Source organism: Erythrobacter sp. JB1-7, assembly GCF_057365015.1.
Window position 1 is genome coordinate 1,411,053 of sequence record NZ_CP200291.1, and the last position, 21,274, is coordinate 1,432,326.

Genomic DNA, 21,274 nt, shown 5'->3' on the forward strand with positions numbered 1-21,274 from the left:
CCCCTCCCGCCTGCGGGAGGGGTTAGGGGTGGGTCTGGTATGGGTGAGCCGATCTGCTTTCGCGCCCACCCCCGGCCCCTCCCGCAAACGGGAGGGGAGAGATATTATTCCGCTGCTATCGCGCTGAAATCGTCGTCATCCTCGCCATCGCCGATGGAAGTGAGTTCGACATTCATGCCCAGCGAGCGCATTTCCTTGACGAGAACGTTAAAGCTCTCTGGAATGCCCGCTTCGAAGGTGTCGTCGCCTTTGACAATGGCTTCGTAGACTTTCGTCCGGCCAACCACGTCATCCGATTTGACAGTGAGCATTTCCTGCAAGGTGTAGGCAGCGCCGTATGCTTGCAGTGCCCAGACCTCCATCTCACCGAAGCGCTGACCGCCGAACTGCGCTTTACCGCCCAGCGGCTGCTGGGTGACGAGCGAGTAGGGGCCGATGGAACGAGCGTGGATTTTGTCGTCAACCAGGTGGTGCAGTTTGAGCATGTAAATGATGCCGACTGTCACCTTACGGTCAAACGCTTCGCCTGTGCGGCCATCATAGAGCGTTGACTGGCCAGAGCTGTCCACACCGGCTTTCACCAGCATATCCGACACGTCAGGTTCGCGCGCGCCGTCAAACACAGGCGTGCCCATCGGGACACCGGCGGACAGATTGGTCGCCAAATCGACGATCTGTTCTGCCGAGCGGCTTTCAAGGTCCTCGAAATACTGTTCGCCGTAAACATCCTTCAACCGGTCCACGACCGCTTCGGGTGGTTTGGCATTGGCATAATCATCCGCCGCATTGGGATTGGCGCGTTTCCAATCTTCCAGCTTGTCAGCGATGTCCATGCCCAGCCCGCGTGCAGCAAAGCCGAGATGCGTTTCAAAGATCTGCCCAACATTCATGCGGCTTGGCACGCCCAACGGGTTCAGAACGATATCGACCGCGGTCCCATCTTCGAGGAATGGCATGTCTTCAACCGGAAGGATGCGAGAGATCACACCCTTGTTCCCGTGACGGCCCGCCATCTTATCGCCTGGCTGCAGCTTGCGCTTAACCGCGACAAAGACTTTAACCATTTTGAGAACGCCCGGTGCCAGCTCATCGCCGCGCTCCAGCTTTTCCTTGCGGTCTTCAAATTTCGCATCGATCAGGCCGACCGCATCGTCATATTGCGATTTGATCGCTTCGATCTGCTGCTGACGATTGTCATCGGCAACCGCGAATTTGAACCATTCGTGCTTTTCAACATCGTGAAGCACTTGCTCGGAAATCTCGATGCCTTTTTTGATGCCCTTGGGCGCTGCTGAAGCGGTTTGGCCCATCAGCATGTCTTTGAGGCGGTTATAGGTCGCCCGGTTCAGGATGGCGCGTTCATCAGCGGCATCCTTGCGCAGGCGCTCAATCTCCTCGTTCTGGATCGCACGGGTCCGGTCATCAATCTCGATCCCGTGGCGGTTGAACACCCGGACCTCAACGATGGTGCCAGCAACACCGGGCGGCAAACGCAGCGAGGTATCGCGAACATCGGACGCTTTCTCACCAAAGATGGCGCGCAGGAGTTTTTCCTCCGGCGTCATCGGGCTTTCGCCTTTTGGTGTGATCTTGCCGACCAGAATATCGCCCGGATGCACTTCTGCACCGATATAGACAATGCCTGCCTCATCGAGATTGCGAAGCGCTTCCTCGCCAACATTCGGGATGTCGCGCGTGATGTCTTCCGGCCCAAGCTTGGTATCGCGGGCCATGACTTCAAATTCCTCGATATGGATCGAGGTGAAGACATCATCCTTCACGATGCGTTCGGAAATGAGGATGGAATCCTCATAATTGTAGCCATTCCAGGGCATAAACGCGACGAGGCTGTTTTTGCCCAGCGCCAATTCGCCCAGATCGGTCGAGGGGCCGTCGGCGATAATATCACCCGGCTCAATCGTTTCGCCCACTTTCACCAGCGGGCGCTGGTTGATGCAGGTGTTCTGGTTGGAGCGCTGGAACTTTTGCAGCGTGTAAATGTCAACGCCGGACTGGCCCGCCTCGACATCGCCGATTGCGCGGATCACGATGCGGGTTGCATCGACCTGGTCGACGATACCGCCGCGTTTCGCCGCAATCGCAGCGCCGCTATCGCGCGCCACGGTTTCTTCCATGCCGGTGCCGACCCAGGGTGCCTCTGCCTTAACAAGCGGCACAGCCTGACGCTGCATGTTCGATCCCATCAATGCGCGGTTGGCGTCATCGTTTTCAAGGAAGGGGATGAGCGATGCGGCCACAGACACAAGCTGTTTCGGCGAGACGTCCATCAAAGTGATCTGATCGCTGGGCGCCATCAGGTTATCACCCGACTGGCGAGCGGAGATCAGGTCTTCAACAAACGTGCCGTCTTCGGTCAGCTCAGCAGAAGCCTGCGCAACAGTGTGGCGCTGTTCTTCCATGGCGGACAAATAGATCACATCGCCAGAGACTTTGTTGTCCTGAACCTTGCGATAAGGCGTTTCGATAAAGCCGTATTTGTTCACCCGGCTGAACGATGCCAGGGAGTTAATGAGGCCGATATTCGGACCCTCTGGCGTTTCAATCGGGCAGATCCGGCCATAATGGGTCGGGTGAACGTCGCGGACTTCAAAGCCTGCGCGCTCACGCGTCAGACCGCCCGGGCCAAGCGCCGATACGCGGCGTTTGTGGGTCACTTCGGACAGCGGGTTGGTCTGATCCATAAACTGCGACAGCTGCGAAGAGCCGAAGAATTCGCGCACGGCTGCTACAGCAGGTTTCGCGTTGATCAGATCGTTGGGCATCACGGTTGAAACATCAACCGATGACATGCGCTCTTTAACCGCACGCTCCATCCGCAGCAGGCCGACGCGGTACTGGTTTTCGAGCAATTCGCCCACCGAACGCACCCGGCGATTGCCGAGGTTGTCGATGTCATCAACATCGCCTTTGCCGTCTTTCAGGCCGACCAGTTCCTTGACCACGGCTAGAATGTCTTCCTTGCGCAGGGTCGTCACCGTGTCTTCTGCATCAAGGTTCAGACGCATGTTCAGTTTCACACGGCCAACCGCGGACAAGTCATAGCGTTCGCCATCGAAGAACAGGCCTTCGAACAGAGCGTCTGCGGTTTCCTTGGTCGGCGGCTCACCCGGGCGCATCACTTTATAGATCGCCTCAAGACCTTCATCACGGTTTTCAGCCTTGTCGACTTTCAGCGTGTTGCGGATCCACGGGCCGGTGTTGACCTCGTCAATGTCGAGCAGTTCGATCGAGTCGATCCCGGCCTCGTCAAAAGCTTCGATGTGCTCAAGCGTGATTTCATCGCCTGCCTCGATATGGATGCGGCCGGTTGCCTCATCGATCATATCATAAGCGGCATAGCGGCTGACGATTTCTTCGGTGGGGAGCAGCAGATGGGTCAAGCCATCCTTGGCCGCTTTATTGGCCGCACGCGGGGAGATTTTCTGACCCGATGCGAACATTTCCTCGCCGGTTTTGGCATCCACCAGCGCAAAAGCAGGTTTCTGGCCGCGCCATTGTTCAGCGACAAACGGGATTTTCCAACCGTCTTTTGCCCGCTCCCACGACATGGTGTCATAGAAGTGATGCAGAATGCCTTCGCTATCGAGACCCAGCGCATAAAGCAGCGCGGTCACCGGCAGCTTACGCTTACGGTCGATGCGGACATTGACGATGTCTTTGGCGTCGAATTCAAAATCGAGCCATGATCCGCGATAGGGAATGACGCGGGCAGCAAACAGCAGCTTGCCCGAAGAATGCGTTTTGCCGCGATCATGATCGAACAGCACGCCAGGCGAACGGTGCATTTGCGAAACGATCACACGCTCTGTGCCATTGACGATGAACGTGCCGTTCTCCGTCATCAGCGGCATATCGCCCATGTAAACGTCTTGCTCTTTAATATCGAGGACCGAGCGCGTTTCGGTTTCCTGATCGACTTCGAACACGATCAGGCGAAGCGTTACTTTCATCGGGGCCGCATAAGTGATCCCGCGCTGACGGCATTCGGTGGTGTCGTATTTGGGCTCTTCAAGCTCGTAATGAACAAAGTCCAATTCAGCAGTGCCAGCAAAATCGCGGATCGGGAAAACACTGCGCAAGGTTTTCTCAAGGCCTGAGACATAGCCCGTTTCCTTGTCGGAACGCAGGAACTGCTCGTAACTTTCGCGCTGAACCTCAATGAGGTTGGGCATATCGACAACTTCGTGGATATCGCCGAAGATTTTGCGGATACGCCGTTTTGCCGTGCCTTTTGCTGCGCGGCTGCGGGTTGGTTTCGCCTTGGTCGCCATGGAGGAGATGTGCCTCTTTACAGGTGGTGCACACGCGAGCGAACGCCCGCGCGCTTGAAAAATACGCTCATCACGGGATCAATTCACCATATCAACGCGCAAAAGCCGCCTCCCCATGAAGCTCTCTTGTGAAAACCGGGGTGCAGCCATTGTATCGTCGCGATTATGGTGAGCGAGATTTCTATTCTGGAACCGATCCCCGCGTATGAATCGGACTGTCTCGAAACTCGTCTGGACAGGCATGTAGGAACACAGTCGCACGCTGTCAAACCCCTTGGGCCTGACAAATTCCAAGGCTGCGCCGATCTGATCAAATAGCCCGGCTTAAAGCCCGCCCGCCAGCTTGCCCCGGCCGGATGATTATCCCGCGGCCAGGGCAGCTTTGTTGGCGATTACTGTTTTGTCAGATCGTACCGCGTGGCGCGCACTTTGGTGCCGCCGGTTGGGCTTTGCGGCTTGATTACAAAGCGCTCTTTGCCATTGCTGGTATCATAGGTCGCGCTGTCTATAGTGTATCCTGCCGCAAGCGCTGCATCGCGGTAGAAATCAAGAATGGCCAGCGGCTCTTCCTGAACCCGGAAGATGACCATTCGCGATCCGCTAGACCGGTCTCTCACATCGTAATCCGCTTCTGCGACATTGGGATAGACCGGGAAACCTGTGCCGAATTCGGTGGTTACCTCGGCAGTGACGCTGTCCTTTTTGGGGCTGACATGCACCATAGTGCGCTCGCCCTCGTTGAACACCTGAACATAGCCGCCTGTGCCGGGCTGATTGCCTTCGAACATGAGGATCGCGGTCGAGACGGTGCTATCCGTCCCGGCGAAATATGCGCGGTAGAATTCATAAGCGTCGGCCACAGACCCCTTGGCCATATATTCGATTTCGTGCTTACCTTTTTCGGCATCGATTTCCTCACCGACCAAGTCAGTCTCTGCGAAACCTGAAACAGCCGGCGCGCCATTGGCGAGCGTAACGGCGTCCTCAACACTGGCGCCTTCACTCCCGGAACAAGCCGCGAGTGCCAAACTGGCTGCCGCAGCGACAATAATCTTGCGTGTAATCAATGCAATTCCCCCTTCTCTATCCCCCGCCCTAGCTGACCGGACAGGGATTGCAATGCACGCGCGGCGAGGCGGCTCAAACAGAAACACTCGCGGGAAGACCGCGTCAGGCATGGTTGCTGCATATTGTTTTTCGATATTATTGATTGACAATAAACTTCGAATCACTCATATGATCCTTATTGAATAACAATATGCACCTTATAGGAGAACGATATGACAGACCTTTTCACTCAAACCCTCGCCATCTGCGCTGCGGCTATCCTCGCTTTTGGCTCGATTGGCGCCATCGTTGCGGTTCCGCCTGCCCATGCGGGTGCGCCGCTTGTGGCCGCTGAACTGGCCTGATCGCCTCCAATTCAACAGGAGCAATCCATGACTGACAAACCCAATGATCTTTTGCTGCTGGCGGCAAAAGTGCTGACCATACTGATGCAGATCGCAATAGCCTTTGGCGCGGCGGCGGTGGTTCTGGCCATTCCTTTGATGCTAATTTTTCAAGGGCACATCAATGCGGAAATAGCCGAAGAATTTGGCAATGCCGTTGGCGCATTTCCGGCCTTTTCTGTGGCCGGGATCCTCGGTCTTGCTTTAGGCCTGATGGCACTGGGTTTTGTCTTTTTCGGCAAATTGCGCGCCATTATTGGCACGGTGGGCGAAGGCGACCCATTCGCTCCGGAAAATGCGGCGCGATTGCAGCTGATGGGCTGGCTGGCTCTTGCCGGGCAAGTGATCCTTATCCCTCTGGCCGGCCTCGCGCTGCTGGTGGCGAAATGGGCCGAGCCAATGGAGAACGCCGATATCACAATAGATGCAGGGTTTGATCTTGAAGGGATTTTGCTGGTGCTGATCCTGTTCATCCTTGCCCGCGTTTTCAAACATGGCGCAGCGATGCGCGATGATCTGGAAGGGACCGTGTGATGCCAGCCGATGACGAAGGAGCCGTAATCATGGTCAAACTGGATGACCTTTTGCACGAACGCCGCATGACGCTGACTGAATTGGCCGACAGGGTCGGGCTGACACTGGCCAATCTGTCGATCCTGAAAACGGGCAAAGCCAAAGCGATCCGGTTCACAACCCTTGCCGCGATCTGCCGCGAATTGGACTGCCAGCCGGGCGATCTGTTGGAATACGAAGCGGATTAAGGCAAAGTTAGCGCGCCAAACCATAAGGCCTGCTGGTACCTTGGTGCCGGCGGGCCTTTGCTGTAAAGTGCGGTGATGACGTTCAAATCGCCCAAACTGATGCTGGCCGCCATTGCACTGGCAAGCTGCGGATTACTGGGCTGCGGCAATGACGATGCATCCGCGCCCACATCCATGGCAGCGCCCACGCCCACTCCCTCACCCATGGCTTCCCCATCCCCGCCAGCACCAGTAACCGCGTCCATTCCCCGCCTTGCCGCTGGACCGCATCTGGGCATGATTACAGGGTTTGAGCCGCTCAATGCCCAACGCGCGGCGGTGGCAGACAGGCTGTATCAAGAGGCCGCCGCATCGGGCGCATCGATTGGCCGCGTTCAAATCGACTGGGCCGAACTGGAAACATCTGAAGGGATTTATGACGAGCAGGCGCTAGCTGATGCTTTTGATGACGCAAACCTTCAGGGCATGAATGTGATCGTGCTGTTGTCCACGCTCGACAGCGAAGGGCTGACGGTGCCTGATTATCTGGGTGATGCGGATGGCTTGCGCGATGGGTTGACACTCGCCTCTGATGAAGTGGTCAGCGCCTTTACCGATCTTCTTGACTGGCTCGGCCCGCAATTGGTTCAGCGCGATGTCTGGGCCATTTCAATCGGCAATGAAGTGGATCTCGCCCATCGCCGATGGTTTGGTGGCCCAAGCAGATGCGATCGCATTTTTCGAAGCAGGCTTTGCCCGCTGGAATGCGCAAGTGCCCGAAATTGCGGCGACCATCACGCTCACTCTCAGCGCGATCCAGAACACCCCGGACCTGCAGACACGGCTGCGCGATGCAGCCGATATGGTGACGTTCAATTATTATTGCCTCGGCGGCGAACTCACCGTGACAGATGAAACGCAATGGGCCGCTGATCTGGGGACCATGAAAGACGCAGCTGGCACGCGCGATATCTTCATTCAGGAACTGGGATGTCCGGTGGGATACTCGCCGCAGGGGCAGGCAACGTCGATTGGCGGATCGCATGACAGGCAGGCGGCGTTCTTTGAATTTTTCACCGAGCAATTCGCCACAGACCCGCAATTGCGCGCCGCCACAATGTTTCAGCTGTATGATTGGTCGCCGCAGCTTGCCGCAAGCTTTGCCCAGCCCCTTCGCGATGAAGGCGAGCCGGTTGCAGCAGATCGGTTTGAGGAATGGCTCGCCACCAGCGGTTTCGTGCGGTGGGATGACAGTTTCGAACGTCCCGCATGGCAGGCATGGCTGGACGGGCTGGAACAGGTTCGCACCGCCCGCGAACAATAGACGCGGGGCAAGGTTCTGCTTGACTTTCCCTTGCCGCAAAGTAATTGCGCCCACTGGCCGCCACGGTGGTCATCCGTCCGAGACAGTTGCTGAGCGGGATCTGCCCGTTCTTAATTTGCAGCCTAGGCGGGGAAAAGAGATTTCTGGCCAGCGCTTCTTGCTGGCCCCCTGGTGCAGGTTGCACCCTCCTTCCCTTGTCAGCGGACTTTGGTTTGTCGGTTAGCGGCAGGCCGAACTGTGAGCCGGTCGCGCAGCCTCATGCAGCGCGACCATATTGTAAGGAGTATGGCATGGATCGTTCGCAAAAAGCCGATGCGGTTGCCCAGCTTAATGCAGCCTTCCAAGATGTTGGTGTGGTCGTTGTGACTCGCAACCTTGGCTTGACGGTGGATCAATCCACTGACTTGCGCGGAAAGATGCGTGATGCAGGTGCAACGTATAAGGTTGCGAAGAACCGTCTTGCTAAGCTTGCTCTGAAAGACACCGATTACACCGGGATTGATGAGTTTCTCACTGGTCCCACAGCTTTGGCCTGGTCATCTGACCCGGTCGCAGCAGCGAAAGCGGCTGTTGAGTTTGCCAAGTCAAACGACAAGCTGGAAATCGTCGGTGGATCGATGGGCACGCAGGTTCTTGACGAAGCCGGGATCAAGGCGCTTGCCTCGATGCCGAGCCTTGATGAACTGCGCGGCACAATTGTTGGCCTTGTTAACGCCCCTGCGACGAAAATCGCACAGGTCGTCAACGCGCCCGCAAACAAGCTGGCCCGTGTGTTTGGTGCTTACGGCGCCAAAGACGCTGCGTAAGAGCACGCACAACAAGACGTTATTCGTACAAAAAACGGAACATTTGGGGCGCATTTATCCGCCCTGCCAATTTGGAGTGAAACATCATGGCTGATATTGCCAAACTTGTAGAAGAACTTTCAAAGCTGACCGTCCTTGAGGCAGCTGAACTGGCCAAAGCGCTTGAAGAAGAGTGGGGCGTTAGCGCCGCTGCTGCTGTTGCAGTTGCTGGCCCTGCTGCTGGCGGCGGCGGCGAAGCTGCTGCTGAAGAGAAAGACGAGTTTGACGTCATTCTCACCGGCGATGGCGGCAAGAAAATCCAGGTCATCAAAGAAGTCCGCGCCATCACCGGCCTGGGCCTCACCGAAGCCAAGGGTCTCGTCGAAGGCGCGCCCAAGCCTCTCAAAGAAGCTGTCAACAAGGCAGAAGCCGAAGAAATCAAAGGCAAGATCGAAGCAGCCGGCGGCACCGTCGAGCTCAAGTAAGCTTGGCTTAGAATTTTGCGAGTGTCTTGAAGCGCTCGCAGATGGGGGGCGGCGTCAGCAATGGCGCCGCCCTTTTCCATTTGTGGCTGGTCTGGTCGCCTGCCGCCCCCCAACTCAGATTGCGCGGGTTGGAGCTTATCTCTTGGGCCGGGCAAGTAGGGGCAAAAGGGGGCAAGAAGGGGTGCGGGCGAGCGCAATGTGTGCGCCCGCCTGCGCCCGTTTCAAAACGCTTTTTGCCACCCGATTGTGGCAAACCACTGGCCTTTCATCTGCGGGCCGTTGAGATCCTGATAGACCGGCGCGCCGACCTCTATGCCAATCCGGTGACCCGCAAGAGCGCCATGCGTGGCAACGAAATTGGCACCGCCGATCAGATCGGCGCGCTCGCCGCCTTGAAAGTCGGGATTGGCGGTTTGAACAGGCCCCATAATATTCGCATCAAACCCTTCGATCCGGCCCGTGGTCCGCGCGCGCACGCGGCCAGACAGGCTTACCCATTGGGCAGGCCGGTAACTCACCCAGGCGCTGCCTTCATAGACATCGCCAAAGGCATAGCCTGCATCATTATCGCCTAGCCTAATCGAGCCGGACGCCTGCGCGCCAAATCCGATCTTGCCTCTGCGTGCCTTGAAAGTCAGCGCCGGTTCAAGATCCCATGTGCCCGTGCCGGTTTGCATCATATAGGGAACCCTGACGGTGGGCGTTCCTCCCATGGGCGTGAGAATATCGTCTGTCTGGCTGATTGAGCCTGTCGGCAGGCTGACCCCTGCTTTTAATGTAAGCTCATTCCTCACATCATCGGTTGCATCAGGAATGCCAAGCAGAGGAAACAGCGCAGCAACCTTTGTGTCGCCCAATGCCTTTGGATTGGTCGTAAAAGTGCCGAGGCGATCTGTGCCCATCCCGCCCTGGAAAGTGATGTGTTCCATTTCCTTTTCGATGTAATTGCCCATCACCATCAAAGTGACAGCATCGGATGGAGCATACATCATGCCCAGCATATACATATCGGTGCGCATTTCAGTGGGCACGATCCGCAAGGTCGGCGGCTGCATCGGATTGCCGAAAAAGGTGTTGGGTATGGTGGTGACGATTGTCTCTGGATCTACGCTGTCAGTGCCGATCTGATTGCCCTGCATTTCCATGTGCATGGCCCGAAACGAGAACATGATCTCGCCCTTTTTGTGAGCGTGATCTGCCATCACTCCAATAGGCGCATGGTCATCTGCATAAGCATCATGCGCGCCAGCCGTGGTCGAAAGCGCGAGCGCCGAAGCGGCACCCGCAACAAAAATTGCGTGTCTCATTGGGAAAGTCCTGTTTGTGTAACCTGTTGCCGGAAAAAGGCGGGATATCGGTCTTGGTTACGCGGCGGGCGGACCTGTCGCCGGAGGCATTCTGGGAGGGTAAATGGCCGTCAGCACAGCGAGCCTGCACTGCTGCATTACGGTTTCTTGCACCGCGCATTGGGCGATTTGCGGGGCTTCGGGCAGGCTCGCAGCCACCGTTACGGCGTAATTGCAGCGCGCTTCGTGGGGGCCATCGTCATGCTCGGCATGGGGACCGCTTTGCCCATCATGCGTGGTCTGGGTGGGAGAGGCCTGCGTGTGATCGGCTTGCTGGTGCGTTTCATGCCCCGGTGTCTTATCCGGCACTTGCATGGTCCCATCACAAATGCGCAGGATCACACTGCCATCATGCGCGAGGGCGGGCATATATCCGAACGGGACCGTCATCGAAGAGACGATTGCCAAACACGCAAAAATGAAAGTGGCCCTGAACACAGCGGGGCGATACCTTCGCTTGCGGGGCATGGCCAGCAAAACCGGGTTTTGACACAGCTTTGATCGATGGGCCGTCCAGCCCATCGGATCGGTGTTCATAAACCGTGCCTCGGGCAGCCACCTGCGCCAAGCCGTCGGCTCCTTTGCCGAAACGCTTTGCTTCCCAACCAAAGTGACCCGCTTGGGTTTGGTTGAGTTTCCGCAATAAGGCAGCCTTTCACAAAATAGCGCTTTGCCTGACTCGCGCACGCGCCTATTCGGGCTGGCTTGCCTGATGGTGAGCGAGACGCACCATGAGCAACACGCAACCTCTTCAAACGCCAAGCTGGGGCGGGGAAATACGGGCCACTTTGTGGCTCGCGGCTCCGCTTGCCCTCGCGAATATGCTTCAGATGCTCACCTATGCGGTGGATGTGATTTTCATCGCGCGGCTGGGGGAAGCGGAGCTGGCGGCATCATCTTTGGTGATGGCGATATTCGGGCTGATCGTGTGGTCGTTAAATTCGCTCACCGCAGCTGTTGCGCCGATTATTGCGGCCAATCTGGGCGAGAACCCCAATGCGGTGCGCCCGGTCAGGCGGGCGGTGCGCATGGCATTGTGGCTGGCCGTTATGTCGGGCGCAGGCGGCATGGCGCTCGCGCTGGTGACAATCCCTGTCATGCATGCAACCGGCCAACCCCCCGAGGTCATTGCGTTTGCCATTCCCTATCTGCTGGCGGTGGTCTGGTCGCTGATCCCGATGGTGATCGGCAATGTCCTGCGCACTTATGTCTCCACCCTTGGCCGGCCCATTTTTGCAACCGCGATCACCGCGCTTGGCATTGGAGTGAATGCGCTGGGCAATTACGCGCTGATCTTTGGTAATTTCGGCATGCCCCGGCTGGAACTGATCGGCGCAGGCATTGCGACCATCATCACCACCAGCGTGACGATGCTGGCCTATATCGCGATCATCCGGTTTGACCGAAAGCTGCACCGCTACCGCATTTTCGGCAAGATGTGGCGGCCCGATTGGGCCAAGTTTCGCGAGATCATCGCTATCGGCACACCCATTGCGCTCACCGTTATTGCAGAGGCAGGCATTTTCGGTGCGGCTGCTTTTTTGATGGGGCGGTTTGGCGCATCCGAACTGGCCGGGCACACCGTCGCGCTCAACATCGCAGCCTTTGCGTTTCAGATACCGTTCGGCGTGGGGCAGGCCGCGACCATCCGCGTGGGGTATTTTTACGGCGCGCGCGATGCCCAGGGGATCGCGCAGGCCGGGTGGGTCGCGATTGCGCTGGGCACCGGCGTGATGGCGCTGACCGCCAGCGCCATGGTGTTTGCGCCTTATGCTTTGTTGTCGATCTATCTTGATCCTTATGCGGCCAAGAACGCAGCCCTTGTGGGCTTTGCGCTGCAATATCTGGTGTGGGCCGCCGCGTTCCAGATTGTCGATGGGATGCAAGCGGTGTCGCTTGGTTCGCTAAGGGGCTTGCAGGATACCCGCGTGCCGATGTGGATTGCGGTGTTCAGCTATTGGGTGCCGGGATTTGGGCTCGCAGTGGGGCTTGGCTTTTACACCCCGCTTCAAGGGATCGGCGTGTGGATTGGCCTCGCCACAGGATTGTTATTTGCCGCCATTTTGCTGACCTGGCGCTGGATGCGGCGTGAGGATCTGGGGCTGGCCGCGCGGCCCACCTAAATCATTTCAAAATTTTTAGGCGGTGCACGCTTGACTCGCGCCATCCGCGCAACCACATGCCGCGCACTGGCACTCTTATGAGGAGAGTGCCAATCCTTGTTTCAACCCTTATAGAAAGGTCATAAACTATGGCATTTCGTCCTCTGCACGACCGCGTTGTGGTCCGTCGCATTGAAGCCGACACCAAGACCGCTGGCGGCATCATTATCCCTGATTCAGCACAAGAAAAGCCCAGCGAAGGCGAAATCGTCGCCATCGGCGAAGGCGCCCGCGATGACAGCGGCGCGCGCATCGCTCTTGATGTGAAAGCGGGCGACCGCGTTCTGTTCGGCAAATGGTCGGGCACCGAAGTCAAGATCGACGGCGAAGACCTGCTGATCATGAAAGAAAGCGACATCATGGGCGTGATCGGCTGATTAGCCTTGTGAGTCGTCACCCCAGCGAAAGCTGGGGCCGCTGGCCGATCTGACCGGCGGCTTTTTACCAAGAACAACCCGATCCCAGCTTTCGCTGGGATGACAAAAATGGAGAATATCCCATGGCTGCTAAGGACGTAAAGTTCGGCCGCGATGCCCGCGAAGGCATCCTTAAGGGCGTCGATACGCTCGCAAATGCTGTCAAAGTGACGCTTGGCCCCAAAGGCCGCAATGTTGTCATCGACAAAAGCTTTGGCGCACCGCGCATCACCAAAGACGGCGTGACCGTTGCCAAAGAAATCGAATTGACAGACAAGTTTGAGAATATGGGCGCGCAAATGCTCAAAGAGGTCGCTTCGAAAACGAACGATCTTGCAGGCGACGGCACCACCACCGCCACCGTTCTGGGCCAGGCGATCATTCGTGAAGGCATGACAGCGGTTGCAGCGGGCATGAACCCGATGGATCTGAAGCGCGGCATTGATGCAGCGGTTGCAAAAGTCACCGCAGACCTCGTTGCTCGTTCCAAAGAAGTCGCTGGTTCATCCGAAGTCGCGCAAGTTGGCGTGATCTCGGCCAATGGCGATAAAGAAGTTGGCGAGAAAATCGCTGAAGCCATGGAAAAGGTCGGCAAAGAAGGCGTCATCACCGTCGAAGAAGCCAAAGGCCTCGAATTTGAGTTGGACGTTGTCGAAGGCATGCAGTTCGACCGCGGTTACCTCTCACCCTACTTCATCACCAACCCCGACAAGATGACGGTTGAGCTGGAAAACCCGTACATCCTGATCCACGAGAAGAAGCTGTCGAACCTGCAAGCTATGCTGCCGGTTCTCGAAGCGGCTGTGCAATCGGGTCGTCCGCTGCTGATCATCGCAGAAGACATCGAAGGCGAAGCGCTTGCAACTCTGGTTGTGAACAAGCTGCGCGGCGGCCTTAAAGTTGCCGCTGTCAAAGCCCCCGGCTTTGGCGATCGTCGCAAAGCGATGCTGCAAGACATCTCGATCCTGACCAAAGGCGAAATGGTGTCCGAAGATCTCGGCATCAAGCTTGAAAACGTCACATTGGGCATGCTCGGCGAAGCCAAGCGCGTCACCATCGACAAAGACAACACCACGATTGTCGACGGTGCAGGCTCAGAAGAAGACATCAAAGCCCGCGTCGGTGAGATCAAGGCCCAGATGGAAGCCACAACCTCTGACTATGACCGCGAAAAACTGCAGGAACGCCTGGCGAAACTGGCTGGCGGTGTTGCCGTGATCAAAGTTGGCGGCGCTTCGGAAGTCGAAGTGAAAGAGCGCAAGGACCGCGTCGACGATGCGCTGCACGCAACCCGCGCAGCCGTTGAAGAAGGCATTGTCCCCGGCGGCGGCACAGCATTGCTGTACGCGTCCAAAGTGCTCGAAGGCGTCAAAGGCGAAAACGATGACCAGAGCCGCGGTATGGACATTGTCCGCCGCGCGATCCTGGCACCGGTTCGCCAGATCGCTGAAAACGCGGGCCATGACGGCGCGGTTGTTTCCGGCAATCTGCTGCGTGAAGGCGACGAGACCCAAGGTTTCAACGCGGCAACCGATGTCTATGAGAACCTCGTCGAAGCCGGCGTGATCGACCCGACCAAGGTTGTGCGCACCGCTTTGCAGGACGCAGCTTCTGTCGCCGGCCTGCTGATCACCACCGAAGCAGCGATCACCGATGCTCCGGAAGACAAAGCAGCCGGCGCGCCCGCAATGCCCGATATGGGCGGCATGGGCGGAATGGGAGGCATGGGCGGCTTCTAAGCCAGACCAAGCTTACCAACGCTAACAATAAAGGCCCCGCCGGAGCAATCCGGCGGGGTTTTTTGTGTCAAAGCGGCTTGGCAGTCGCGCGATCCTCCCGCATTAGGCTGTGCATTGCAAAAAGCTGCGCACCAGGATGCGCGGCAATAAAGGACTTAAGATGAAAACCAAATTTGCCGCCATATTGCTGGCTTCAGTGGCTTTGACCGGGTGCGAGGGATTGATGGGGTCGGCCGCTGCAACAATCGAATGCACCACCACTCAGGGCGAATGCCTGAATGACTGGTTCGAGACCAAATTCGAAGAGGAGCTGGAATTTTCCCCCATCCGCCAAACCGCATTGGGGATGAAAACCAATTACGACAAGATCGACGATATCAGCCGCGAAGCGCAGCTGGAACAGATCACTTGGTGGACGCAAGCGCTCGCCGATATGGAAGCCAATTTCGATTATGACGAACTGTCAGCGCAGGATCAGATTTCCTATGACATGTTCAAATACCGCGCGGAGCAAGCGATCAAATCGCGCGACTTTATGGATCAGCAATATATCCTGCACCAAATGGGCGGATTGCATACGGGTCTGCCCAGCTTTCTGCTGAGCCAGCACACGGTTGAAAGCGAAAGCGATATGGAAGCCTTCATCGCGCGGCTTTCAGGGATTGGCACCGCGATGGATCAGGCGCTCACTCTGGCGCAGACCAATGCCGAAGCGGGCACGCGCCCGCCGCGCTTTGCCTATGATGCGGTGATTGCCGAATCGCAGAAGATTATCTCAGGCGCGCCCTTTGGCGACGATGGCGAACCATCAGCCCTTTGGGCCGGGACCGAAGGGCATCTGGCTAAACTGGTCGAGGATGGCACCATCACGGCAGAGCGGTCCGAAGAATTGCGCGAAGAAGCGCGTAGTGCGCTCACCGAAACGCTTGCGCCTGCTTATCAGCGGACCATCGATTGGTTCACCCAGGATATCGAGAACACAGCCGAAATCGCGCAAGGCGTAACCAGCCTTCCCAATGGCGATGATTTCTACGCGTTCAGCCTCAGCCAGATGACGACGACCGATCTCACCGCTGATGAAATTCACGATCTGGGCCTTGCCGAAGTTGCGCGCATCAGAGGCGAGATGGAAGCGATCATGCAGAACACCGGATTCGAAGGGACATTGCCCGAATTTTTCGTGTTCACGCGGGAAGATCCGCAATTCTTCTTCTCGCAAGACGAAGCCGGCGCGCAGGATTATATTGACCGCGCAACCATGCATATCGACACTTTGACGCAGCGCCTGCCGGAATTCTTTGGCCGTCTGCCCAAAGCCAAGCTGGAAGTGCGCCGGGTCGAACCCTTCCGCGAACAGGATGGGGCCGCACAGCACTACCGCGCGGGCACGCCCGATGGATCGCGCCCCGGCATCTATTACGCGCATCTGTCCGATATGAGCGCGATGCCGATCCCGCCTTTGGAAGCGATTGCCTATCACGAAGGCAACCCGGGCCATCACATGCAGGTCTCGATCGCGCAGGAGCTGGAAGGCGTGCCCAAATTCCGCGCGCAAGGCGGCTTTCTGCCCGCCTATGGCGAAGGCTGGGCGCTGTATAGCGAGGCGCTGGCCAAAGAGATGGGCGGGTATGAAGACCCCTATTCCGACTTTGGCCGCCTGCAATCCGAAATGTGGCGCGCGATCCGGCTGGTGGTCGATACCGGCATCCACGCCAAGGGTTGGACTGAGGATGAGGCGGTTGCCTATTGCCTCGAAAATTCGCCCAATCCCGAAACGGTCGCCCGGTCAGAAGTGCAGCGTTATTTCGTGCTTCCGGGCCAAGCGACATCGTACAAGATCGGCATGATCCGCATTCAGGAATTGCGCGCGAAAGCCGAAGCAGAACTGGGCGATGATTTCGACATTCGCGGCTTTCACGACACGGTTCTGGGCGGCGGGGCGGTGCCTTTGCCGATCCTTGAGACAATGGTCGATAACTGGATCGCCTCTGTAAAAGAAGCCTAGCGAGGGCGCGGTAAGCCAAACAAAAAACCCAAACAAAAGGGCCGGGACAGCGCGATGCTTTCCCGGCCCTTTTTATCGCCCGAAGGCAGAACGGCTTAGACGCGTTTACCCGCCCTTGCGGCTTTGCTCGGCCGCTTCGATCACCGCTTCATCCCAGGTCACCTGCGTTTGGGTCTGCGGGTTAAACCGGGTGTTGGCATAGCTTGCGCTTTCTGCCGCTGCGATTTCCTCTGCGGTCAGATGCTCGCTGGGTTCAAGCGCGAACACATCGACACCGCGCGTGATCTCGGTGCCGTAAATGCGGCCATTATACCAGTAAGACGACCAGAAACCGCCCACCACCAATTGCTCTTCGCTGATGGGACCGCGATCAAAGAAGGCGATTTCCTTGGGCGCAGAACTGTCGGTGAAATCCATCACGCTGATGCCGCCCTGATACCAGCTTTGCACGAAGATATCGCGCCCCGGCACAGGAATGATCGACCCATTATGCGCAACGCAGTTTTCATGCTCGGATTGGGGGCCAGGCATTTTGTAGTGGCTGCGAAATTCCAGCTTTCCATCGACAATGTCGTAAATCGCATTGGCGCCCCAGGTCATCGGGTCAGACGCCTTGCAGCGCGGGCGGCCGCCTCCGCCCCATTCATCGGTGAAGATCACTTTGGTGCCGTCATTGTTGAATGTGGCCGAATGCCAATAGGCAAAGCCTTTATCGAACACAGAATCGGTGCGCACCGGGTTATAGGGATCGGAGATGTCCATAATGATCCCATTGCCCGAACACGCGCCTGCCGCGATTTTGAGCGACGGGAACACGGTGATGTCATGGCACTGATTGGTCTGGCGGGTGTATTGCGCGCCGTCTTCGCTTTCGCCGCCTTTCCAAAGACCGGCAATCTCGCCCGTTGCCCCGTCTGCGAACACGCGCGGGCTGCTGGTGATGCGCGATTTTGACGGATCGGCCAGCGGGATTTCGATCACGTCAATGCTGAACAAAGCGGTGCGCGTATCAACCGGATTGTCGATGCAGCGGGCCAGCTCTTCGGTTTTGCGCACGCGGCTGGTGCCCGAATTGTAGACGATGATCTTTTCATCATCGGCGCTGACGATGGAATGGGTGTGGCTGCCCCGGCAGGTTTGCACCTGACCAACCTGACGCACCGCAGCAAGATCGGAAATGTCAAAGATACGAAGCCCCCGGAATCGCTCTTCGCTCACATCGCCTTCGACCCCTTGCAGGCCGCAATCCACGCGCCCGCGCGTTTGTTCAACGCTCATAATCAGGATGTCGCCCACAACAGAGACATCGCCCTGCCCGCCGGGGCATACAACCGAGCTCATCAATTGCGGCGCGCCATCTTCGACGAGTTTGTAAATGTTGAACCCGTGATAGCCGCCCGCCACCATGATATCGCCAAAGAACGCCATATCGGTGTTGGCAAAATCAAGCAGCGGTGATCTTTCAGCAAACTGCGTGAGGCTTTCGCCTTCCTCTTCCCCGCGTTCGGGCGTGTCACCAGCAGCAGCCGCAAGCGCATCAGCGGCCGCCTTTTGCGCGGCGGCCAGAACCGCATCGACGGCAGCTTTAGCGGCATCTTCACTGCCTGCGTCTGCCTCTTCTTTTTCGCGCGGGGGTACAGGCACGCGCAGATCAGCCGGGTTATCGGGATCGAAGAAACCGGCAGGCTTGGGCAGGCTGACAACCTTACGCAGGTTCGAAATTGCCTCTTCTGCATCGGCAAAGCCTGCTTTCAGACCAGCTCGCGGATCGGCGGAAAGCCCTGCGAGCAATTGATCCATGCGTTCAATTTCGGCCTGCTGGTCGTTTTCAATATCGCCGACAAAACGGAACAGGATGGGGTCAGAGGCGCTGCCGGGCTGGCGCAGCAATTCTTCAACCATATCAATCGCGCCTTCGTGATGGGCGATCATCAAAGTGAGGAACTGGGAATCAAATTCGGTGCCTTTTGCCTTTGCCAAAGCTTTCATCTGCGCAGGGGTGGCCATGCCTGCCATTTGCGAATGATCGACCATGGCGTGTTTGGAATGGTCCATCTTGGAATGATCCATCCCTTGATGATTTCCGGCCATGACCATTTTTTCGCCGCGTTCATCCAGCCAGTTGTTCATGAAGACGATTTCATCCGCCTGGCTCGACAGAATGCGTCCGGCAATCGCGATGACATCTTCATTATTGGTGCGATCCGCAGCCAGCTCGGCCATATCGACGGCCTGGCCGTGGTGCACGATCATGCCTTGCATGAACATCACATCGGCATCGGTGTATTTGGAACCGGCCAGTTGGCTCGCCTCTGTCGCGGTCAGGGTTTTGCTATCCTGACCGGGCGCGCCGGGCTGCACGATGGGCGCGGTCTGGGCGAGAGCAAGGCCAGAGGTGCCAAGCATGAGAGCGGAAAAGGCGATGCGCGTTGCGCGCAGCGAAGTGCGATTGGTGATAAGAGGCGTCATAAGGGTGGTCCTGTTAACTGCGTATTGCGGGGGAAACTGCCCGTCTCACCGCGCCAGTCAAGTGCAAACCGGGCACAACCGGGCCACAAATCGCTCTGATTGTGCCAGTAAAAGCAATTCGCGCGCTAATTGCGCCCAGTGTGTTGAGAAAAGCGCACTTTCGCGGGCCGATTAGGGGATTAACCGTAGCAGGCGCACATCTCGCCGCAGTCGGTGAAATGAGCGCTTGCCGCGACGAATCGTGCGCACCTACAGATGTTCATTCAGTCCTTGGAAACCGGAACACTGTAACAACGCCCCTATGGCTATCTTTTCTCGCACCCCCTTCATCGCCGCTTTGGCCGCCTCGCTCGCCTTGTTTTCAGCGCCTGCCGCCGCGCAGAGCAATGATCTCGAAGCCAGCTTTGACCTCGCTTTGGGCACCGAAATGCGCGAGCCGCAATCGTTTGAAGCGATTTACGAAAGCTCGTTTGAACAGCGCGTCGCCGAATTGGCCGATGGCAATCTGGGCCGGATCGGGGTCTATGCGGTTGATCTGGCATCAGGCGAAGAAGTCTCCGTGCTGGGCGATCAACGCTTTCCCATGGCTTCGACCAGCAAAGTGGCAGTCGCTGCGACGTTCCTTGCAGGCGTCGATCAGGGCCGTTTCAGCCTGTCGAGCGAATATCCGCTGCTGATCCCGGTGCGCTCTAAAAAATACTCGAGCGAACGCGCGCCCGTGCGCACGGGCAATTATGTCCCCGCGCATGAACTCATCAGCCTGATGATCAGCAAAAGCTGCAACAGCTGCACCGATGCGCTGCTGCGCGTTGTTGGCGGGCCTTCGGCTGTGAATGCGTGGATGCGTCAGGCCGGGCTTAACGAATTTGAGCTGTCGCGCGATATTGCGACATTGGTGCGCGATGATGGCGAATTTGATCCGGTTGAATGGATTGATCCGCGCGATTCGGCCAGTCCGCGGGCGATGGGGCAATTGCTTGCCGGGATTTATCAGGGCCGCTGGCTCAGCGTGAACAGCCGCAATCTGCTGATCGGCGCGATGGAAGAGACAACCACAGGCCGCCGCCGGATGAACGCGGCTCTGCCGCAGGCCGCAGCGCTTGCGCACAAAACCGGCACACTCAGCCGCACTGCCAGCGATATCGGCATTTTCCGCCTCGCAGATGGCCGCGCGATTGTGGCGGCGATCTATGTCACCGGGCAAAGCACCAGCCTTTCTGACGAATCGCGCAACAAACGCGCCGCGCGAGCCAAGCGTGATGCGCGCATCGCAGAGATTACGCGCGCTTTGTATAATGGATTTTCCGCCAAAGCCGGATTGTACCGCGATCCCACTCGCAATTGGGCCCCTGCCCCGCGCAATGGCGGGTAAGCTCCAGGGCTTTTAAGAGTTGCGTGAATGACGCAACAAAAAAGGCGGCGCCGATCTGGCACCGCCTTTTCTATTTCAGACCCGCCAAAGCGGGCTGAGGCTTAAACGATTACTCGTCGCCAGCCATCATTTCTTCAGCATTGTCGCCAGCAGCTTCAACAGCGCCTTCGACAGCAGCGGTGCCATCAGCAGCAGCGCCTTCGACAGCAGCAGCACCGTCAGCTGCAGCGCCTTCAACAGCAGCAGCGCCGTCAGAAGCAGCGTCGCCTACAGCAGCAGCGCCGTCTTCGGCAGCAGCGGTTGCATCGTCAGCGATTGAACCGGCGTCTGCAGCCATTGCATCAGCAGTTTCGCCAGCTTTTTCAGCAGTTTCGCCGCAAGCAGCAAGGCCAAGAGCCGAGGTAGCCACAGCAGCGGCAAGAACGATCTTACGCATAATAGTAATCCTTATTCAGCGTTTTGTTACGCAGGCATTTTCAAAACCCCCGCGTCAGCCGGCTTTTGACCCCCGACTTGCGCTCTAGATAATGGCAAGAATGTGGCAAGGCAAGTCAAATAAGGCAGGTTCGGCCGCTTTCGCCTCAATTACGCCTCATTTCGGCCTGATTTTACAAGTTTGAACATATCAGCTTGGCAAGGGGGTATTGTGCCAAAGCGGCTTACGCGGGCTGCCTGCGAATGCTAGCAG

18 protein-coding genes are annotated in these 21,274 nt (G+C 57.5%); 12 read left to right on the forward strand and 6 right to left on the reverse strand.

The window, feature by feature from the left end; all coding sequences use genetic code 11:
* Positions 1 to 104: 104 nt before the first annotated feature.
* Entirely contained in the window at positions 105 to 4,292 is a 4,188-nt protein-coding gene (gene rpoB / locus AC0V6W_RS06820) for a DNA-directed RNA polymerase subunit beta (RefSeq protein WP_486148436.1), read from the reverse strand.
* A 392-nt stretch (positions 4,293 to 4,684) separates the two neighbouring features.
* A complete protein-coding gene (locus AC0V6W_RS06825) occupies positions 4,685 to 5,359 on the reverse strand; it encodes a hypothetical protein (RefSeq protein WP_486148438.1) in 675 nt (224 codons plus the stop codon).
* 213 nt (positions 5,360 to 5,572) lie between these two features.
* Between AC0V6W_RS06825 and AC0V6W_RS06830 the strand changes: the two genes are divergently transcribed.
* From AC0V6W_RS06830 to rplL, 7 genes are all read left to right on the forward strand, one after another.
* On the forward strand, positions 5,573 to 5,704 hold the full coding sequence (locus AC0V6W_RS06830) for a hypothetical protein (protein WP_486148440.1): 132 nt from the start codon (positions 5,573 to 5,575) through the stop codon (positions 5,702 to 5,704).
* A 27-nt stretch (positions 5,705 to 5,731) separates the two neighbouring features.
* Positions 5,732 to 6,277 carry a DUF2975 domain-containing protein gene (locus AC0V6W_RS06835; protein WP_486148442.1) on the forward strand — a complete coding sequence of 182 codons (546 nt, stop codon included), beginning with the start codon at positions 5,732 to 5,734 and terminating at the stop codon, positions 6,275 to 6,277.
* On the forward strand, positions 6,277 to 6,504 hold the full coding sequence (locus AC0V6W_RS06840) for a helix-turn-helix domain-containing protein (protein ID WP_486148444.1): 228 nt from the start codon (positions 6,277 to 6,279) through the stop codon (positions 6,502 to 6,504). Before AC0V6W_RS06835 ends, AC0V6W_RS06840 begins: the two co-directional genes overlap by 1 nt.
* 75 nt (positions 6,505 to 6,579) lie before the next feature.
* Complete coding sequence (locus AC0V6W_RS06845) at positions 6,580 to 7,398, forward strand: hypothetical protein (protein ID WP_486148446.1); 819 nt, start codon at positions 6,580 to 6,582, stop codon at positions 7,396 to 7,398.
* Entirely contained in the window at positions 7,388 to 7,807 is a 420-nt protein-coding gene (locus AC0V6W_RS06850) for a hypothetical protein (protein ID WP_486148448.1), read from the forward strand. Before AC0V6W_RS06845 ends, AC0V6W_RS06850 begins: the two co-directional genes overlap by 11 nt.
* Positions 7,808 to 8,097: 290 nt before the next feature.
* A complete protein-coding gene (gene rplJ / locus AC0V6W_RS06855; RefSeq protein WP_486148450.1) occupies positions 8,098 to 8,613 on the forward strand; it encodes a 50S ribosomal protein L10 in 516 nt (171 codons plus the stop codon).
* 86 nt (positions 8,614 to 8,699) lie between these two features.
* Positions 8,700 to 9,077 carry a 50S ribosomal protein L7/L12 gene (gene rplL, locus AC0V6W_RS06860; protein WP_486148452.1) on the forward strand — a complete coding sequence of 126 codons (378 nt, stop codon included), beginning with the start codon at positions 8,700 to 8,702 and terminating at the stop codon, positions 9,075 to 9,077.
* Positions 9,078 to 9,298: 221 nt separating this feature from the next.
* Here rplL and AC0V6W_RS06865 read toward each other — a convergent pair whose 3' ends face one another.
* Both AC0V6W_RS06865 and AC0V6W_RS06870 read right to left on the reverse strand, forming a co-directional pair.
* Positions 9,299 to 10,384, reverse strand: a complete 1,086-nt coding sequence (locus AC0V6W_RS06865; protein ID WP_486148454.1) for a transporter — start codon at positions 10,382 to 10,384, stop codon at positions 9,299 to 9,301.
* Between the two features lie 57 nt (positions 10,385 to 10,441).
* On the reverse strand, positions 10,442 to 10,813 hold the full coding sequence (locus AC0V6W_RS06870; protein ID WP_486148456.1) for a hypothetical protein: 372 nt from the start codon (positions 10,811 to 10,813) through the stop codon (positions 10,442 to 10,444).
* 341 nt (positions 10,814 to 11,154) lie between these two features.
* Here AC0V6W_RS06870 and AC0V6W_RS06875 point away from each other — a divergent pair, with 341 nt between their 5' ends.
* From AC0V6W_RS06875 to AC0V6W_RS06890, 4 genes are all read left to right on the forward strand, one after another.
* Positions 11,155 to 12,546 (forward strand): MATE family efflux transporter, encoded by a 1,392-nt coding sequence (locus AC0V6W_RS06875; protein ID WP_486148457.1) that lies wholly within the window; start codon positions 11,155 to 11,157, stop codon positions 12,544 to 12,546.
* A gap of 128 nt (positions 12,547 to 12,674) precedes the next feature.
* Entirely contained in the window at positions 12,675 to 12,962 is a 288-nt protein-coding gene (groES, locus tag AC0V6W_RS06880) for a co-chaperone GroES (protein WP_486148458.1), read from the forward strand.
* Positions 12,963 to 13,084: 122 nt separating this feature from the next.
* Positions 13,085 to 14,740: a chaperonin GroEL gene (gene groL / locus AC0V6W_RS06885; RefSeq protein ID WP_486148459.1), complete on the forward strand. Its 1,656-nt coding sequence runs from the start codon at positions 13,085 to 13,087 to the stop codon at positions 14,738 to 14,740.
* Between the two features lie 160 nt (positions 14,741 to 14,900).
* The gene (locus tag AC0V6W_RS06890; protein ID WP_486148461.1) at positions 14,901 to 16,745 is read left to right on the forward strand and encodes a DUF885 domain-containing protein; all 1,845 of its coding nucleotides are present in this window, start codon (positions 14,901 to 14,903) and stop codon (positions 16,743 to 16,745) included.
* 105 nt (positions 16,746 to 16,850) lie between these two features.
* On the opposite strand, the gene AC0V6W_RS06895 is transcribed toward AC0V6W_RS06890, so the two are convergent.
* Complete coding sequence (locus AC0V6W_RS06895; protein WP_486148463.1) at positions 16,851 to 19,214, reverse strand: DUF305 domain-containing protein; 2,364 nt, start codon at positions 19,212 to 19,214, stop codon at positions 16,851 to 16,853.
* A 301-nt stretch (positions 19,215 to 19,515) separates the two neighbouring features.
* Here AC0V6W_RS06895 and AC0V6W_RS06900 point away from each other — a divergent pair, with 301 nt between their 5' ends.
* Positions 19,516 to 20,586, forward strand: a complete 1,071-nt coding sequence (locus tag AC0V6W_RS06900) for a serine hydrolase (protein ID WP_486148465.1) — start codon at positions 19,516 to 19,518, stop codon at positions 20,584 to 20,586.
* A gap of 109 nt (positions 20,587 to 20,695) precedes the next feature.
* On the opposite strand, the gene AC0V6W_RS06905 is transcribed toward AC0V6W_RS06900, so the two are convergent.
* Positions 20,696 to 21,022 (reverse strand): hypothetical protein, encoded by a 327-nt coding sequence (locus AC0V6W_RS06905; protein ID WP_486148467.1) that lies wholly within the window; start codon positions 21,020 to 21,022, stop codon positions 20,696 to 20,698.
* Positions 21,023 to 21,274: the final 252 nt, after the last annotated feature.

What these genes read in the sequence shown, in the direction of transcription:
- AC0V6W_RS06865 (WP_486148454.1), bottom strand. Translation starts at nt 10,384, where the DNA reads ATGAGACACGCAATTTTTGTTGCGGGTGCCGCTTCGGCGCTCGCGCTT.
- groL (WP_486148459.1), top strand. Translation starts at nt 13,085, where the DNA reads ATGGCTGCTAAGGACGTAAAGTTCGGCCGCGATGCCCGCGAAGGCATC.
- groES (WP_486148458.1), top strand. Translation starts at nt 12,675, where the DNA reads ATGGCATTTCGTCCTCTGCACGACCGCGTTGTGGTCCGTCGCATTGAA.
- AC0V6W_RS06905 (WP_486148467.1), bottom strand. Translation starts at nt 21,022, where the DNA reads ATGCGTAAGATCGTTCTTGCCGCTGCTGTGGCTACCTCGGCTCTTGGC.
- AC0V6W_RS06875 (WP_486148457.1), top strand. Translation starts at nt 11,155, where the DNA reads ATGAGCAACACGCAACCTCTTCAAACGCCAAGCTGGGGCGGGGAAATA.
- rplL (WP_486148452.1), top strand. Translation starts at nt 8,700, where the DNA reads ATGGCTGATATTGCCAAACTTGTAGAAGAACTTTCAAAGCTGACCGTC.
- AC0V6W_RS06845 (WP_486148446.1), top strand. Translation starts at nt 6,580, where the DNA reads ATGACGTTCAAATCGCCCAAACTGATGCTGGCCGCCATTGCACTGGCA.
- AC0V6W_RS06890 (WP_486148461.1), top strand. Translation starts at nt 14,901, where the DNA reads ATGAAAACCAAATTTGCCGCCATATTGCTGGCTTCAGTGGCTTTGACC.
- rplJ (WP_486148450.1), top strand. Translation starts at nt 8,098, where the DNA reads ATGGATCGTTCGCAAAAAGCCGATGCGGTTGCCCAGCTTAATGCAGCC.
- AC0V6W_RS06870 (WP_486148456.1), bottom strand. Translation starts at nt 10,813, where the DNA reads ATGACGGTCCCGTTCGGATATATGCCCGCCCTCGCGCATGATGGCAGT.
- AC0V6W_RS06900 (WP_486148465.1), top strand. Translation starts at nt 19,516, where the DNA reads ATGGCTATCTTTTCTCGCACCCCCTTCATCGCCGCTTTGGCCGCCTCG.
- rpoB (WP_486148436.1), bottom strand. Translation starts at nt 4,292, where the DNA reads ATGGCGACCAAGGCGAAACCAACCCGCAGCCGCGCAGCAAAAGGCACG.
- AC0V6W_RS06895 (WP_486148463.1), bottom strand. Translation starts at nt 19,214, where the DNA reads ATGACGCCTCTTATCACCAATCGCACTTCGCTGCGCGCAACGCGCATC.
- AC0V6W_RS06835 (WP_486148442.1), top strand. Translation starts at nt 5,732, where the DNA reads ATGACTGACAAACCCAATGATCTTTTGCTGCTGGCGGCAAAAGTGCTG.
- AC0V6W_RS06830 (WP_486148440.1), top strand. Translation starts at nt 5,573, where the DNA reads ATGACAGACCTTTTCACTCAAACCCTCGCCATCTGCGCTGCGGCTATC.
- AC0V6W_RS06840 (WP_486148444.1), top strand. Translation starts at nt 6,277, where the DNA reads ATGCCAGCCGATGACGAAGGAGCCGTAATCATGGTCAAACTGGATGAC.